We start from the raw sequence: 16998 nt of genomic DNA on the forward strand, positions 1-16998 counted from the left end.
AAAACGGCGGAGCTCAACTCCGCCGTTTTCCATAACCACAACACTGACAACCCATCCACTTAATGCAGACGCTGGAAACTCAGACTTTCCAGATGCCACACAGCGCCGAGATATGACGTCGGCAAAGCGCCAGATCAGGTGCCCCGCTGTGCTTGCAGGCCAGTTCAAAAGTCTGCGTTTCGCGTGCCGCCCGGCTCAACGCAGCCAGAGACCAACGATCAAGAGCCTGATTAAAGGCGGCTGTCCGTTTAAAAAACACCGGGGGTTTGAGCGCTTTCATGGCTTCTGCGCGGCCTTGGCCAGCCTTCACTGCAAGTGCCACTTTCTGAAGCCGCGTCAGCACGCTTAATACCGCACGCGCGACAGCTACGGGATTAGCCCCATCGGCCAAAGCGCGCTCCAGGGCCTGATCTGCTTCTGCCCGATGGCCGGACAATGCAGCAAATACTGCATCCTCCAAAGAGCTTCCCCCTGCATCGCCTACGCAGTCCTGAACAGCATCCAGATCAAGCCGTCCATTCGGGCCCGCATAGAGCACAAGCTTCTCGATTTCTCCACGAACGCCGCTTCGATCTGCACCAAGCCGCCCCATCAGCCAGGTCAACGCATCCCGATCGATAGAAACTCCAGCCTGAGACAGTGCATCTGTGACCGTCTGGGATAATGCCCGCCCTTCCTCGGGATAGCAGGCAATAGATGCCACGTCCTTCCGGCGCTCGGCGAATGCACGCAAGGTGGATCTTGAAGAAAGGCCGGGCGCCTCAATAACGATCAGCGTGTCCGTCGAAACTTCCAGAGCACGCGTCAGCATGGGCGTCAGAGCATCCGTGCCGCTCCGAACCCACACGACACGCCGACCACCGATCAACGAAAGAGCAGTGCCCTCTTCCTCAAGACGATCATGCGTCTCGCGATCGAGTTGGGAGACGCGAAATGGATCGTCCAGCGTCTCTGCAACGAGCCGAACGGCCTGAGCCGCTCTTTCCCGTATTAGCCCCGTGTCTTCGCCATGAAGAAGAATGGCGCGCCACGTTCCGGCATCGGATAAGGCGCGGCCAATATTACGGGCCTCAATTTTCATTAATTGCTTGTGGTGCCCTGAGAGAGACGTCCTGTCGCAGAGGCTGGGAAGCCATCCACGCCAACACGATCCGTCGCCGATCCATTATCAGACGGCATGCTATCCGTATTGATATACCGCGGCATATCAACAGGTGCCGCATTAGACGGCATATTATGAGAGCGGAACCAGACAGCAAGCTGCTGCGTAAGGCTCTGAGCCAGGGTGTCCGCAACGCGCCCCTTGGTCGTTTCGTCATTCAGCGTCTGAGCAAAATACTGTTCGAAACTGGCGTTGTAACCGTCCAGTGTCGTTGCATCTCCCTGCGTGATTAACTGGGGAGACTGCTCCACTGTGAACAACTGCCAGTGCGCGGAACCGGAAACGCGGATACGGCCAGCCGTGTTGTCCTGGTGAATATCAATGGCTTCACTGTTCGCGCCCGAGTTGACCCGCAGCGTATAACGCTGAGGATTTTCCGGACCGGCGCCTGCAAGATTTTTTTGCAGGGCCAGCCGCAGTTCCTGACCATATCTTCCCGGAATATTCGCGACGTAAACCTGTGCGAGTTCAGCCGAAATATCGGTTTTCGTGTCCATCTTGCCGTAGAGGGGGGTGAAACCACACCCTCCCAACAGAAGGAACGCAGAGAGAGTCAGGGAACTGCGATGTTTCACGATCAGCCTGCTACCACAAAATTGACGATCCGGTTGGGAACGTGGATTTCCTTCACCAGACGCTTACCCTCAAGGGCGCGGGCAACATTAGGCTCAGCCTTAGCCGCAGCAAGAACGTCATCCTTTGGTGCATCAGGCGGCACCTGGATCGTTCCACGCAACTTGCCAAGCACCTGCACACCGATCGTGACGCTTTGAACTGCAAGCCACTCATCCTGCGCCTCAGGCCATGCCCGATCCACAACGAGTTCACCACCAGGTTCGAGAACCGCCATCATGTCTTCAGCAAGATGCGGCATCATTGGCGCAGACAGCAGGCACAGCGCGGAGGCAGCTTCCCGTCGTGCGGCAGCAAAACCAGCCCCTTCTTTGCCCTGCGCCTCTGCCAGAGCGGAGGTTAGCTCATGCAATCGAGCCACTGCGACGTTCGGCGTGAACGCTTCCAAAGCTTCTGTGACCGCTGCAATCGCCCGATGGGTAGCACGGCGCAGATCATCTCCAGCCGGGCTATGCACACTGTCAATCGGATCAGCCGCAGCCACAGCCGAAACCAGACGATGCAGACGCTGCCCGAACCGGGCCGCAGCAGCCACGCCAGACGCTGTCCACTCCATGTCACGCTCTGGCGGACTGTCAGACAGAACAAACCACCGCGCTGTATCAGCACCAAAACGCTCAATAATCTCTACCGGAGAGACCGTATTGCGCTTGGATTTGGACATCTTTTCAAAGCGTCCAACCTGAATGGGCGTTCCCGTGTCGCGTCGGACAACCACATCACCGCGACGCTCGACTTCTTCCGGATAGAGCCAGTTTGCCCCGTCCTTGTAGCTTTCGTGCGTGACCATGCCCTGAGTGAAGAGGCCGTCAAACGGCTCATCCAGACCCAAATGACCCGTCTCATGCATGGCGCGGGTAAAGAAGCGCGCATAGAGCAGATGGAGGATCGCATGTTCAATTCCGCCGATATACTGATCGACGGGCAGCCAGCCATCAGCCGCAGCCGGCACGGTCGGCGTCGACGCGTGCGGGCTGGTAAAGCGGGCAAAGTACCAGGAACTGTCCACAAACGTGTCAAACGTGTCTGTCTCACGCGTGGCGGCAGACCCGCAGCTTGGGCAGGAAACGTGCTTCCAGGTCGGATGATGATCCAGCGGATTGCCCGGCCGATCAAATGTCACATCTTCTGGCAGGACAACTGGCAGCTGATCATCCGGAACCGGAACTGCACCACACTTCTCACAGTGAATAATGGGGATCGGGCAGCCCCAGTAGCGCTGACGGGAAATTCCCCAGTCCCGCAGACGCCAGTTTACGACGCCATGCCCAACGCCCATGCCTTCGAGACGCTCGATGACTGTTTTTTTGGCGACTGCAACAGCCAGACCGTCCAGAAATCCCGAATTGTAGAGCGTAGCTTCGCCCGAGACTGCCTTCCGGCCAACGCGGAATGTCTCCGCATCTTCCCCAGCGGGAAGCAGAACCTGCGGCACAGCCAGATCATATTTATGAGCAAAATCGAGATCGCGCTGGTCGCCACACGGGCACCCAAACACTGCCCCCGTGCCATAATCCATCAACACGAAATTGGCGATCCAGACGGGCGCCGTCTGATCTGGATTCAAAGGATTACTGACGCGAAGACCCGTATCGAAGCCACGCTTTTCAGCGGCCTCAATCACCTCTTCGGATGTCCCAAGACGACGGCATTCTTCAATAAATTCAGCCGCAGCAGGATTGGTCCGGGCGACCTTGGCTGCCAGCGGATGATCCGCGGCAATACCAACGAAGCTCAATCCGAACAGCGTATCCGGCCTCGTCGTGAAGACTTCGATACCATCCAGCTCAATGTCGAAGCCCGACGGCGGGCTATGAAGAGCGAAACGGACACGCGCACCTTCTGAACGCCCAATCCAGCGCTCCTGCATCGTCCGCACGCGTTCCGGCCAGCGATCCAACTGCCCCAGCGTATCAAGCAGCGGCTGAGCAAATTTGGTGATTTTCAGGAACCACTGAGAAAGAACTTTCTTCTCAATCAGCGCTCCGGACCGCCATCCGCGTCCCTCGACAACCTGCTCATTGGCCAGAACCGTCTCATCGACCGGGTCCCAGTTTACAGACGAATCCCGGCGCTCAACCAGACCACCGGCGAGCATATCCAGAAACAGTTTCTGCTGCTTGCCGTAATATTCCGGAAGGCAGGTCGCGATTTCACGGTCCCAGTCCAAGGAAAAGCCGAGACGTTGCAGCGTGCCGCGCATTGTGGCGATGTTTTCCATCGTCCACTTACCAGGATGCACATTGCGTTCCCGCGCTGCATTCTCAGCGGGCAGTCCAAAAGCGTCCCATCCCATGGGATGAAGCACCGAAAACCCTCGTGCCCGCTTGTAACGCGCTACGACGTCTCCAAGTGTGTAATTCCGTACGTGACCCACGTGTAGCTGGCCGGATGGGTACGGAAACATTTCCAGCACGTAGTATTTTGGCCGGTCAGCCGGAGGCACATCTGGAACAGCAAATACATTTCGCTGCTTCCACTCTGCCTGCCAGAACGGCTCCCGGGACTGAAAATCGAAAGCCGTATGTGTCGTGTCGCTCATGTCTAACTCAGTTACCCTGTTCGCCGTTTTCTGCGCGCAACTGGCGGGCGCGGGTCAGGATGCGGGTCGTAATGTCAGATGTGGTCGTGGCTGAGACGGGGGTATCCTGCCATTCACCATCCTGGAACACCTGCCGAAATACCGAGACACGAAGCGCGTCAGAGCGCATCCGGCGGTCGAGTACATACGCAGCAATCTTGAAACGCTCATCCTTGCTGGATGGCGGCTGATACCAATCCGTTAGAATGACCCCACCAACAGCATCAGCCGAAGCCAATGGCATGAACGAGAGCGTATCAATCGCACCACGCCACAGATAGGCATTAACGCCGCCCTTGAGCTGGTCCGCACCACCCTCTGCACCGCGATCAACGCCAAGCAGATGATTACGGGGAGCGGTAAGGCTACTGGGATCACGAGCGCCGCCACAGGCTGCAACTGTACCGACGGCAAGAATGCCTAGGGCCGTCCGGAGCGCGGAACGACGGGAAGAGCTGGAAACAATCATCTGCATACGAGACATCATGGTGGTCCTGCGGGCCGGGCCAGGGCCGTCACGGGCATGGAGACAGACTGGCGAAACCTGAATCCGGGCAACATCAATTCCGTGTTCATATCGCGCTCACCGGGTAAGGCCAAGCGCCCTACCCGCACATGAGCGGTTTATAAAAGACCTGTCGAGCTGAAAGCCTGCTGAAGCTCTGCCTTTTTAGTGGCATTCAGATACGGGAAACGGCTCAAAATCTTCTCAATCGTCAGGTCGGGGACCAACCGGTGCAAGTGCTCGCGAACCTGCTGGATCTCCTCAGCACTTTCGCCCTCCAGCACCAAAGCCGCCAGATAATAGACCAACGCACTTGAATAATTGGGGTGCAGTCCTGCCATCAGGCGCCCCATTTCAATGACGTCCTGCCTCTCTCCACCCAACATCATGATCATCATGAAAAATGGTCTGATCAATGTGGAAAGCGGAGAATGATACGGATTATGACGCAGTTTTCCAGCGATCGCAGCTGCACCCTCCAGATCTCCGTCCAGAACATGCAGCAGGACGCGACAGAGCAGCACATCGTGCAGATTATGTGTCCCGGAAGGCCCCGCCATGGACTTTTCACACATCCGCACGATTGACCGTGCCAAAGGCACGGATGCCGGATCATGCATGAGAAACGCTGACAAAAGGATAGCCATACCAGGCGCATCTGGCTTGAGATTAACCAGCAACCGCGCAAACTTGATACCATTTGCGAGCAGAGCTGTACCTTCAGCACTCCAATCATTTTCGTAGCGGATCAGGCAGTAAAGCACCTGCATGACCGCTACAGTGCCTTCCCGGGGGTCTTCCAGTCCGGCAGCATCCAGAAGCTGCCTAATCCTGGGAAACAGGGCATTGTCCCGCTTCAATAGCAACATGAAGACCCGAGTGGCTTTACCCAGAGCCGAAAGCTCCGTGTCAGCCCGGTTCGCTGTACGGCGCCCCTCGGCAAGAAGAAGACCCCATTGCATTGCTGTCGCCGGGCCGATCAGCCCGTTACTGACTGACATCGGGTCCAGATCAGGCAGATCGTAGTACGTACCCCAGACAATAAATCCGCCCGCCCGAACGTCCAGAACCTTCAGGATAAGCCGGAAGGTATTATCCGAAGCCCCTGAACGGACAGCCCCCGTGACAACGTAATCAGCCCCGAGCCCCCGATACGATGCCATCGGATTAGCAGGATCAGGCACGAACCCTTCAGGCTTTGCAACGATGTCAAATGTATCGACATGCACGAACAGCAACTCAAACTGATCACTAAGGCTGGTCGCACATTTTAACTCAGCATCTTTCAACCCGTCAGCGGCAAAGGGCGAAAGGACCAGCAACGAGATCTTTCGAGACTGCCCAGCCGCCATTTGCGAAAGATGCAGAGGCAATGCCAGCATTGGATCGGTGCGTTGTGCGCCAGCAGCGCCGAGAAGATTTTCGTCGCTCCCCGGAAACAGTACAGACGTACTCTCCAGTTCTGCAATTCCAGCGGTCGTAAGACTTGGCTCAAGCCCCGCCGCCTTCAGAACACTCGAAATCAGTGCCTGAGTAACAGGGCCTGCCACATGCCCTTCTTCCTGCCCGAAAGCCCGTACAGCCTGCTCCGCCAAAAGTACGGCCCTTGCCTGCTCACCGCGACGGAGGGCGCTCTGAATTTTAGCGCGCCATGCAGCCTCATTCAGAGAATCAACTTTCAGAAGACGGTCAGTAACGTCATCAACCTGCTCCGGGTCAGTCAACTCACGCAGGCAGCTTTCATAAAGCCCCAGTAGATGATGCGACAGCCGGGCGCGTTGCTGGTTCAGCCACTCATCCAGGGCCACATCAATGCCACTCAACTCCCCAAGCAGCACTTCCTCAGGAGCCGGGATGCTATCAATGGTTCTTACGCTCGCCGTCAGAATACGTTCTGCATCGACAGAAGTCAGGGCAGGCTTAAGCATGAGAGAATGCCGCTGTACGTCTATGATTTCGACGCCAAGCGGGCTTAGAGCATCAAGAAGACGATGAATTTCCTGCCGCAACGACGCACGAGCCATATCTTCTGGCCGACGACTCCAGAGCAATTCAGCCAGCCGAGAACGAAGGACGGGCTTCCTGTCAGAGAGAGCCAGAATGGCCAAAAGCGCGCGTGTTTTACCCCCGACAGGAAGAACACTCTCCCCTGTCAGGGTCCGTGCTTCCATTTGCCCAATCAGCTTGAGGCGTAAAAGTGTCGGGTCTGCTTCACGGGCCTGTCGCACTGAACTTGAAAGCATCTTAGTCATACCCATCAATACCCGCAGTCAGACCGAAATGCATGAAAAAGACGAAGATTATCTTGATCAGATATTCGATACGAAACCATGGCAAGCAACTCTCAACCCTGACAGACCTGAAACAGGCGCTTCAAAACGCTCGCTGTAGGAACAGGTTGTGGCATTGCCATCCTCCCTACCCAGGTGCTGATGATGTCCAGCAACCACCTTTCCAGCAAAAGATTTTTAAAATCCCTGTGGAAAGATCTATTTCAAAGGTCGAACTTTTCCACACATCTTCCGACGTGAAAAATATTCCACCTATTTACGCACTAGTCTCCGCCTACCCTGAGGGTAAGCCACGAGTATGGCGCACCACCAAAGACAGTTTTTGACACAGACACTTCTGAAAGTTTGATATCAAGAAACTTCCTAGATAGGGATGACTGGAACCACAGACAAAACGAAAGTGCAAGAATCTTCTTCCATTTTCGAAGTCCAATTTGAATACATAAATATGCCAGAACCCCCATAAACAGAAATATAAATTACGTTTTTATGTTAATTTAGTAATTATATTGCAGCGCACGCAATGAGTGCATCCCACTGATATCATATAACGTTTTTAATATATTAACACAAGTTTTCAATTTATATACCTCCAAGAGCCCAGCTTGCAGCCGCAGGCATCTTGGGATAACAAACTGCACGTGTGTCCGCGTAGCTCAGCAGGATAGAGCACAGGATTCCTAAAGTCTGAATTGGGCGCCATGACAGGAAACTTCATGGTGGATTCACTCAAATTCGGGGAACGCTCTGGCTTACTTGAGCCGTGCCAATCCCGAGCCAAGCTTTCCGCCCTTAGCGGAAAGAAGGTGTAGAGACTGTACGGGTGACACCTTGGCTCCTCTCGCGGGGTCGTGGTGAAGAGACAGTCCAGACCACGAACATGCTCAGCTATGAGTGTGGCGGCGAAAGTCGAAGTGGTATGAATCCTGGGGCCGGAGGTTCGAATCCTCTCGCGGACACCACAACTTCACAGCGTAATTGCCTTATCCTGCGCCGTGCCCCTGACGGGAATGTTGTGAGGAATACCAAGAAGCGCATGCAATAAATATACGACGATAGCCGCTGTCAGAAGCACCGCCAGTAACCGTCCAAAAATGCGAAATGCCAAAACAATCAGAGCACACAACAGGCAGAATAAAAGGACTGTCTGAAACTGCCCATGTACTCCGATACTACTCAGCACGGCACGTGCGGAAACCTCCACAAAGGCTACAGCCGCAACGATGAAGCCCAGCAGCATCAGGATGAAACTGAGCAAGGTGTCAAAAATGGATTGCATGGGTCGCCCAGGGCATGAATTGAATTAGAAGCATCCTACAAAGACATCACCCTCTTCCTTCGGTCAATCGCTTCCAGAGCCGGGGATGGACGGATGATAACGATGTCATTACGAAAGAGGGTAGCGCCACCTGGAACATCAGACTTTTTATGAGCATCTCATGACCTCTTCGCCCAACCTGCTGCTCACGATCATCCAGGCTATTTTGCCCATTCTGGTCACACTGGGCTTCGGCTATTTCGCCGCATACCGTAAAGATTTCGATGCCCAGCAGGCAGGCGTTCTGACGCGACTGGTCATGCTCTATGCCCTTCCGCTCGAACTCTTCGTCTCCATTCTGAGCACACCCAAAGCACAGGTGCTATCTGCTGGCCCGGTAGCGGCGCTCATACTTTTGGCTATGGTGGGCGGATATGCCGCCGTTTTCAGCGTGTTCCGTTTTGCACTGAAGCGCCGACTGAGCGAAGCCGCAATTATTGCCATGACAATCACCGGGCCTTCGGTCCCGTTTATTGGTATTCCCGTCTTGGGGCAGATTTTCGGGGCCGCCAGCGGTGTACCGATTTCTATCGCCGCCCTGGCCATGAATCTGATCCAGTTGCCCATCACCCTTATTCTGATGGGTCACGACCACGGCAATCAACCGGCTCGCGATACTGCCACGGAAACACGTAACGAATTCAGAGAGCTGGTAGGACACCTTCTTCATTCATGCCGCGAACCCGTGGTCTGGGTGCCCTTGTTAGCTCTTGTTTTGGTCAGCGCTGGCGCTTTCCTTCCCGTCTTTCTGAAGGGATCTTTTCTTCTGCTTGGCCACACGACCGGAGGAGCGGCCCTGTTCGCATCCGGCGTGGTGTTATTTACGCGACAGGTCCGTTTCAGTCCTCTGGTGGGCACAATTGTGGGGATCCGCAACATTGTCATTCCAAGCATAATCTATGCTCTGGCACGCGCATGGCACCTTCCGCCGCAGGCCCTTCAGGAAAGTGTGTTGACGATGGCGATCCCAAGTGCCTCCATCAACGTTATTCTGGCAATGCGGTATCACGTTCTGGAACGCGAAATCGCTTCCGTCCTGTTTTTCGGAACACTCACCTCCATTGCAACAATGGCATTTTTTATATGGTTAACCGGCGCTTAAGTAGCTTTCTGTTTGTCTGCACAGGCAATATCTGCCGTTCTCCACTCGCTGAACTCGCCATGCGCCGAGAGGCTGCAAGGCGACAGCTTGAACTCGATATTGATTCTGCAGCAATCGGCCATTGGCACCTCGGGTATCCCCCTGATCCGAGAGCCTGCAAGGTGGCAAGTCGACATGGCCTGGATGCTTCGGCACTCAGATCACGCTTGGTCTGCGAAGATGACTTCTACCGCTTTGACCACATCATTGCTCTCGATCACTCACACCTGACCCACCTGCAAAATATACAGCCTGCGGATAGCAGAGCACGCCTTTCCCTTATGCTTGACCACATTCCTGGCCGAGAGGGTGAAGACGTCGATGACCCTTATTATGGCCCAGAGAGCGGCTTTACAGTCACATGGAACGACGTTGAACAAGCATGCCGCGCCCTTGCGGACAAAGAGCTCGACGCCCTCCCCTCCCGTCACTGATCAACAGGAGAACTGCCTTGTCTTCCAAACCTGACCTGCTCATGATCGACCCATTCCCAGCCGGGATCGTGGCGCGACTTGCAGAGCATTTTAACCTGCACAAATATAGTGATCTCGATCAGCTCAAGCCACTCGCAGATAAAATCCGGGGAGTTGCTACAGGGGGAGGTTCAGGACTTCCACGCCCCATCATGGACGCACTCCCCGCGCTGGAAGTCATCGCTGTCAATGGCGTTGGCACAGATCAGATCGATCTTGAAGAAGCACGCCGTCGCAAAATTGGTGTTGCCACAACGCTTGGCACGCTCACCGATGACGTTGCAGACATGGCCATTGTTCTGACCCTTTCCGTGATGCGCGATACGGTCTTGAATGACCGCTTTGTTCGCTCTGGTGAGTGGTCCAAAAACTCCCTCCCACTTTCCCGAAGCGTGACCGGAAAACGGATGGGCATCGCAGGTTTTGGTCAGATCGGGCAAGCCATCGCCCACCGTGCAGCCGCATTCGGTATGGAACTGGCCTATTTCAATTCGAAGCCTCGTCCTGAAAGCGCCGTACGTTTCGAAAGTGATCTGAAGAAACTGGCTGAATGGAGCGATATTCTCGTTCTGGCAGTCTCGGGAGGCCCTCGCTCAGCCAATATGGTTGACGCGGAAATTCTTGACGCTCTCGGGCCAGACGGCGTCCTGATCAACATTGCTCGCGGATCGGTTGTCGATGAGGCGGCTTTGCTTTCAGCTTTGCAAGAAAAGCGAATTGCAGGCGCCGGACTGGACGTGTTCCAGAATGAACCAAATATCAATCCAGCATTTTTCAAGCTGGACAATACGGTCCTACAAGCTCACCAGGCCTCAGCAACCGTAGAAACACGGACCATCATGGGCAACCTGATGGTAGATAATCTCATCGCGCACTTTGACGGAAAACCCTTGCTGACACCAATCCTGTAAAAAGCACTACTCCAGAAACTGCTCGGCAATAATACGCTCGGACAGTCCATGATCTGGATCGAAGAGGACCGTGGCATGCAGCTTACGGTCCTCTTTTACGATGACCTCCGCGACATCACGAATTTCTTTAAAATCTGCTACTGCAGCTGTTGGCCGTTTGTCTGTATCCATCAAAGTCAGTCTGACCACGGCTGACGATGGCAAAAGGGCACCCCGCCAGCGCCTGGGCCGGAAAGCAGAAATCGGCGTCAGGGGCAATATGTTAGCGCTTAACGGCACAATAGGCCCATGTGCCGAAAGATTATATGCCGTCGATCCCGCAGGGGTCGCGACGATCACGCCATCACAGATCAACTCTTCCAATCTGACCCGCCCATCAACTTCAATGCGAATACGGGATGTCTGACGTGTCTGCCGAAACAGGAACACGTCATTGAACGCGCGTGCTTCGAAAACCTCCCCACTGACTGTTCTCGCTGTCATATGCAACGGATGCAGTAAAGAAGGCTGCGCGTTTAACAGGCGTTCCGGAAGATTATCTTCATTTGGCGTGTTCATGAGGAACCCGATGGTCCCGTAATTCATGCCGTACACAGCCAGTTCAAGTCCAAGGACACGATGAAGCGTTTCAAGCATGAAGCCGTCGCCCCCAAGACTGACAGCTACATCCGCGTTCTCGAGCGGCACATTGCCATACCGGGCAACCAGAACAGCAAGCGCATCCTGGGCGACATCTGTTGACGCCGCTACAAAAGCAATTTTCATGAGGGTTAGATCAACTGCCTGTTTGCCTGAATGGGCATACGCTCACGCACCTGACGCACCTGATCAAAATCGAGATCGGCAGTTCCCCAAGCGGCTTCACCACCCAGTTTCAGAACAACCTCGCCCCAGGGATTCACAATCATGGAGTGCCCATACGTTTGACGCTCGTTTCCAGCAGCATCCGTGTGCCAACCGGCTGTACCGCAAGCAATAACCCATGCCTGCGCCTCTATGGCACGCGCCCGAATCAGGATTTCCCAATGAGCTTCCCCTGTCTGCTGTGTAAACGCAGCAGGCAAGATGATCATCGCCACATCGGCTGCCCGCAATGCGAGGAACAGTTCAGCAAATCGCAGGTCGTAACAGATGGCAAGACCAGTCGGGACGCTCGAGATGTCCACGACCTCTACACTGTCACCCGGCACATAACTATCGCTCTCCCGATAGCCCTCACCATTCGGCGTCACCACATCAAAAAGGTGAATTTTCCTGTAGCGACCGCACTCATTACCTTGAGGGTCAAAAATCAGCGACGTATTCGCCAACTTGTTTTTACCCTCACCCGACACGATCTCCCCAATCGAGCCACCATGAACCCAGATCCCATGCTCCTTCGCCATCGCACGCAAAGCTTCGTACAGAGGGCCGCCCTGCTCTCCTGGAGTAGGCAGTCTCTCAGCATTTGCATGCTTTGTCTCGGCTGTCCCGCCTAGACAACTCCACACCTCTGGCAAAACGACCAGCGCAGGGTTTCGAGCTTTTACAGCATCCGCGACGAGACGCTGAGCCTGGGAAATATTCGCCTCCCGGTCAGCCGAAGGAGCCATCTGGATCAGTGCAACACGCATGGTCAGTACATTTCCTTAAGCAATGACCCGAGACCATAAGCGATCACAGAGTCCGAGGTAAGCCCGGATTTCTCGAGTTACAGTCGCCGCTTTCAATGCATGAGGACATGATCTCTCGCGTTTTTACTGGATTACCCCAACGGTCCGTATCTTTGCGCGAGTAGAAATTTCTGTCTGCGAGAGCACCATTGTCGAAGGACGGATACGCTCCACAATCATTCGCATGGGACGACGCATCCCCCCGGCGACAAGAATAACCGGGTTTTCACCCTGCCCCAAAGCTACATCCAGCGCCTGCCTCAGCTTTCCTACCAATTCGCTAAGGCGAGATGGCGGGAGAGCCAACTGGCGGTCATCTGCAGGACCAATCATGTTCTCTGACAGCACGACTTCCCAATCGGGGCTGAGTGTCAGAACAGGAATATAACCTTTCGGCCCGGTCACAGCGAAACTGATCTGACGCGCCAGACGACTACGGACATGTGAGGTCAACGCCACAACAGATTTCAGACCTTGCCCACAGCCTTCCTGAAGCGCCTCTAAAATACCCGACAGATCACGAATTGAAATCTGCTCAGCCAGAAGACTTTGTAGAACTCTCTGAACAACACTTACTGACACTTGAGACGGAATGAGATCGACAATCAGTTTTTGCTGATCACGTGGCATTTCATCCAGAAGTTTCTGTGTTTCGGAGTAAGAGAGAAGGTCTGCCATGTTTTCCCGAACCAACTCAGTTAAGTGCGTAATAATAACACTTGCTGGATCAACAACAGTATAACCTTTAATTATCGCGTTCTCTCGTTCACTTTGATCAATCCACAAGGCCGGTAGATTAAATGCGGGCTCTCGTGTTTCTTCGCCACGCAAATCCGGTAATCCGCCCTTAGGGTTCATTGCCAGAAGCCTGCTTATCTGTACTTCCCCATGCCCAATTTCGATTTCTTTAATTTTTACAGAATAGGCATTGGACGATAGCTGTAAATTGTCCTGAATACGAACCGGAGGTAAAATAAACCCCATTTCTCCAGCAATTGTTCTCCTGAGAACCTTGATTTGCTCTGTCAAACGCGCGCCATCACCGCTCGCGATTGACAGTAAATTGAAACCCAATTCCAAACGCAACAAATCGACGCGTAAGCTCTCAGTAAGAGGGGGCTCACCGGGTTGCGTATTTTCAGGAAGGCTAACGGCATCCTCTTCAGCATCATGATCCGTAACCGGAGAGCGGTACCGCAACCATGCTCCTCCTCCTGCAAGAGCCGCCAAACCAAGAAAAGGAAGCGTTGGCAGACCGGGCATCAATGAAAGAACAGCCGCTGAGCCAGCAGCCAGAGCCAGCGGTTTGGGATTACCCCCAAGTTGCCGCACCAAAGCCACGTCTGCTGCTCCTTCTGTCCCTCCCTTAGTCACCACAATACCCGAGGCCGTAGAGACCAGCAGAGCAGGAATTTGCGACACCAGACCATCGCCAATCGTCAAAGTCGTAAAAGCAGAAGCTGCATCCGCCACAGACATTCCATGACGCCCAATGCCGATTGCCAACCCCCCGACGATATTGATTGCCGTAATAATCAGACTTGCGATTGCATCTCCACGAACGAACTTGGCCGCACCATCCATCGCTCCATAAAACCCGCTTTCTTCCTGAAGCTCTTTGCGACGCTGACGAGCAATTTTGTCACTGATGGCGCCAGAAGACAGTTCAGCATCAATCGCCATCTGCTTTCCAGGCATGGCATCCAGCGAAAAGCGTGCTGCCACTTCGGCAATACGTCCTGATCCTTTGGTGATCACCATGAAATTCACAACCAGAAGGATTGCAAACAGGATCGCGCCGATTACGACATCACCTCCCATGAGGAAGCCCCCGAAAGCAGCTACGACATGGCCTGCTGCATACATCCCCTCATAGCCGTGACTAAGAATGAGTCTGGTCGTCGCAACCTCCAACGACAGACGGAGCAGTGTTGTGAGGAGGAGCAATGTGGGGAAGGAGGTGAAGTCGAGTGGTCGCGTCAAAAACAAGGCAACCATCAAAACGAGCACAGACGCCGTCACTGAGAGCGCAAGCCCCACATCCAGAATGAATGTCGGAAGCGGCAAGACGAGGATTGAAAGCAATGCCGCAACAGCCAATGCCAATCCAACATCGGTGCCCGGCAACCAACGCTGCCCTCCTCGCAACCAGACAGGCAAAGGAAATTTCTGAAAATAACCAGAGAGAGTGGTCTTTTTCACAATGGAAGAAAGAGCCCCTTCTGATGTATTCATAATAATAATCTTACCTGATTAAATTTTCACCTCAGGAAAAATACATCCCTATAAGTTAAATATTCGGAAATTTTTTCAGTTTTTAACTTTTCCAGATTTGATGATTTCCGTCATGGTTACCCCAAGTCGGTTTTCATCAACCATCACCACTTCACCACGGGCTATCAGACGATTATTCACAAGAATATCAATCGAATCACCGACTTTGCGATCAAGCTCCACAACGGCCCCACGACCCAAGCGTAATAACTGGCTTACCTGCATATTCGCACGTCCCAGAACTGCACTTACCGTTACCGGGATATCGTAGATCGCTTCGAGATCATGAGCGAAGCGTGGCGGTTCTACAGACTGCGCCGATACTGCCTCGACGTCATCAAGATCGAAATTATTCTGTGTATCAGGCATTTCAATTATTCCGCGCTAACGGCAGGTGAAATTTTATCCAAAGAAAATACCTTCAAAATTTCCTGCACCAGGCTTCCTGCCTCTCGGCTGGCCTTTCCCGTCGACCAGGAAATTCGAAAGTCTCCCGAAGACAAAGTGTCATCTGCACGACAATCAATCACTTCCACTCCTTCTCGCTCACACAGCGTTAATAAATGCTGAAGTTCTTGAGATTTAGCTTCTATTCTGACGCGCGCTGCTTCCCGGAGCGTCGGCATGATTTTATCAACCAAGGCATCCCGTTCTCCTGGCCCGTAACTCTCTAGGAGGGTTGGAAAAATTTTAGCCAAATAAGAGAAAATAGCATGTGCAACATCTTCGGCCGCTTGATGTGCACACTGGTTTGCCTGATCCGAAATTTTTTTTAGAATATTCAAAGAACTGCTCTCAATGCAATTCTTCCATTCAGATTTTTCTTTTTTATAATAACTGCGTTCTAATGCAGATACACGCTCCTTTTCCTGCCTCCGAGCACGATCCAAATCTTCTTCAGTATAGATCTCAGGTGTATTTACTTCTACGGGACACATTTCTGAAGCTGACTCTGGTTCGACAGTTGGCAAAGCAGGAACGTCAAAATCTTCAGCATAAAGAGCCTTAGAAACCTGAACACGACGGTCATAGTCAGTCATGATCATACAAGCATCTCATTTGCAGCCTGCTCTTGGTCCAGGAGTTCAATTTCCCCACGATCAAGCAGAACTTTCGCAACAAGAAGAATATCACTCTGGGCCGCGTCAACGTCCTTAACGCGCACAGGCCCCAATGCCTCAACTTCATCTATCAGAATGCGCCCTGCACGCTCAGACATTGCAGCGAGGAATGCACTTCGCAGTTTGTCGCTTGCGCCTTTGAGAGCAATTGGCAAACTTTCTCGGGCGATCTGATTGAGCAACACCATGAGGCCCTCTACAGGGACCTGAGCCAACTCCTCAAAAGTAAACATAAGGCTCTTAATTCGTTCCGCATCATCATGACTGCGCTCATCCAGGGCCGTCATAAAGCGCGCTTCAAGTCTTCGATCAAAGTTATTGAAGATATCTGCGAGGACTTCATGGCTGTCTCTATGTGAGCCACGAGGGAGATTAGAGACAAATTCAGATCTCAACGTCTGCTCTACACTATGCAGAACACCTTTCTGCACATTCTCCATTTTGAGCATTCGCGTCATAACATCGAGCGAAAATTCTTCTGGAAGCAGGGCTAATACTTTCGCAGAATGTGCAGCTTTGATTCTACTGAGAATAACAGCGACAGTTTGTGGATATTCATTTTTTAAATAGTTCGCGAGTACTACCTCTGAAACGTTTCCGAGTTTGTCCCACATAGTTCGCCCGGCAGGACCACGAATTTCTTCCATGATGGCTGCGGCTCGCCCAGCGGGGAGCGTATTTTTGAGCAATCGTTCTGTTGTCTCGATATCCCCGATCAAGACTTCTGAAGACCCAAGGCTCCGACTAAATTCGTGACAGACACTTTCAACAGTTTCTGCAGAAACCATTCCAAGCTGAGACATGGCGGCAGAAATCTCTCGAATTTCTTCTTCATGCATCTGCTCAAACAAGCGAGCGCAGTTTTCTTCTCCTAATGCCATCATTAAAATCGCGGATTTCTGCGCACCCGTGACAGATTTTTCCAATCCAATCATT

General features: G+C 53.3%; 15 protein-coding genes. 3 read left to right on the forward strand and 12 right to left on the reverse strand.

Annotation, left to right across the window (positions count from 1 at the left end):
- Positions 1-79: 79 nt before the first annotated feature.
- From holA to JN414_RS10000, 6 genes are all read right to left on the reverse strand, one after another.
- The gene (gene holA, locus JN414_RS09975; protein WP_202207727.1) at positions 80-1081 is read right to left on the reverse strand and encodes a DNA polymerase III subunit delta; all 1002 of its coding nucleotides are present in this window, start codon (positions 1079-1081) and stop codon (positions 80-82) included.
- Entirely contained in the window at positions 1081-1737 is a 657-nt protein-coding gene (locus JN414_RS09980) for a hypothetical protein (protein WP_202207728.1), read from the reverse strand. The genes holA and JN414_RS09980 overlap by 1 nt, the downstream gene beginning before the upstream one ends.
- 2 nt (positions 1738-1739) lie before the next feature.
- On the reverse strand, positions 1740-4337 hold the full coding sequence (gene leuS / locus JN414_RS09985; protein WP_202207729.1) for a leucine--tRNA ligase: 2598 nt from the start codon (positions 4335-4337) through the stop codon (positions 1740-1742).
- 7 nt (positions 4338-4344) lie between these two features.
- On the reverse strand, positions 4345-4926 hold the full coding sequence (locus JN414_RS09990; protein ID WP_202207808.1) for a DUF3576 domain-containing protein: 582 nt from the start codon (positions 4924-4926) through the stop codon (positions 4345-4347).
- Positions 4927-5000: 74 nt separating this feature from the next.
- Positions 5001-7139: a hypothetical protein gene (locus tag JN414_RS09995; RefSeq protein WP_202207730.1), complete on the reverse strand. Its 2139-nt coding sequence runs from the start codon at positions 7137-7139 to the stop codon at positions 5001-5003.
- A gap of 1000 nt (positions 7140-8139) precedes the next feature.
- Positions 8140-8451, reverse strand: coding sequence for a hypothetical protein (locus tag JN414_RS10000; RefSeq protein WP_202207731.1), 312 nt, complete (start codon positions 8449-8451; stop codon positions 8140-8142).
- Between the two features lie 160 nt (positions 8452-8611).
- Here JN414_RS10000 and JN414_RS10005 point away from each other — a divergent pair, with 160 nt between their 5' ends.
- The 3 genes from JN414_RS10005 to JN414_RS10015 are packed head-to-tail and all read left to right on the forward strand — an operon-like array spanning position 8612 to position 11015.
- Positions 8612-9592, forward strand: coding sequence for an AEC family transporter (locus JN414_RS10005; RefSeq protein ID WP_202207732.1), 981 nt, complete (start codon positions 8612-8614; stop codon positions 9590-9592).
- Complete coding sequence (locus JN414_RS10010) at positions 9574-10065, forward strand: low molecular weight protein-tyrosine-phosphatase (RefSeq protein WP_202207733.1); 492 nt, start codon at positions 9574-9576, stop codon at positions 10063-10065. Before JN414_RS10005 ends, JN414_RS10010 begins: the two co-directional genes overlap by 19 nt.
- A 17-nt stretch (positions 10066-10082) precedes the next feature.
- On the forward strand, positions 10083-11015 hold the full coding sequence (locus JN414_RS10015; protein ID WP_202207734.1) for a 2-hydroxyacid dehydrogenase: 933 nt from the start codon (positions 10083-10085) through the stop codon (positions 11013-11015).
- Positions 11016-11021: 6 nt separating this feature from the next.
- On the opposite strand, the gene JN414_RS10020 is transcribed toward JN414_RS10015, so the two are convergent.
- The 6 genes from JN414_RS10020 to JN414_RS10045 form a co-directional block, all read right to left on the reverse strand.
- Positions 11022-11780: an NAD kinase gene (locus JN414_RS10020; RefSeq protein WP_202207735.1), complete on the reverse strand. Its 759-nt coding sequence runs from the start codon at positions 11778-11780 to the stop codon at positions 11022-11024.
- Between the two features lie 5 nt (positions 11781-11785).
- Positions 11786-12628, reverse strand: coding sequence for a carbon-nitrogen hydrolase family protein (locus JN414_RS10025; RefSeq protein WP_202207736.1), 843 nt, complete (start codon positions 12626-12628; stop codon positions 11786-11788).
- A gap of 123 nt (positions 12629-12751) precedes the next feature.
- Positions 12752-14902 (reverse strand): flagellar biosynthesis protein FlhA, encoded by a 2151-nt coding sequence (gene flhA, locus JN414_RS10030; protein WP_202207737.1) that lies wholly within the window; start codon positions 14900-14902, stop codon positions 12752-12754.
- Between the two features lie 75 nt (positions 14903-14977).
- On the reverse strand, positions 14978-15310 hold the full coding sequence (gene fliN / locus JN414_RS10035) for a flagellar motor switch protein FliN (RefSeq protein WP_202207738.1): 333 nt from the start codon (positions 15308-15310) through the stop codon (positions 14978-14980).
- A gap of 5 nt (positions 15311-15315) precedes the next feature.
- A complete protein-coding gene (locus tag JN414_RS10040) occupies positions 15316-15981 on the reverse strand; it encodes a hypothetical protein (protein ID WP_215768812.1) in 666 nt (221 codons plus the stop codon).
- Between the two features lie 2 nt (positions 15982-15983).
- Positions 15984-16997: a flagellar motor switch protein FliG gene (locus tag JN414_RS10045; protein ID WP_202207740.1), complete on the reverse strand. Its 1014-nt coding sequence runs from the start codon at positions 16995-16997 to the stop codon at positions 15984-15986.
- Position 16998: the final 1 nt, after the last annotated feature.

It is taken from the genome of Gluconobacter sp. Gdi (genome assembly GCF_014132155.1).
In the GTDB taxonomy this organism is placed as follows: Bacteria; Pseudomonadota; Alphaproteobacteria; order Acetobacterales; family Acetobacteraceae; genus Gluconobacter.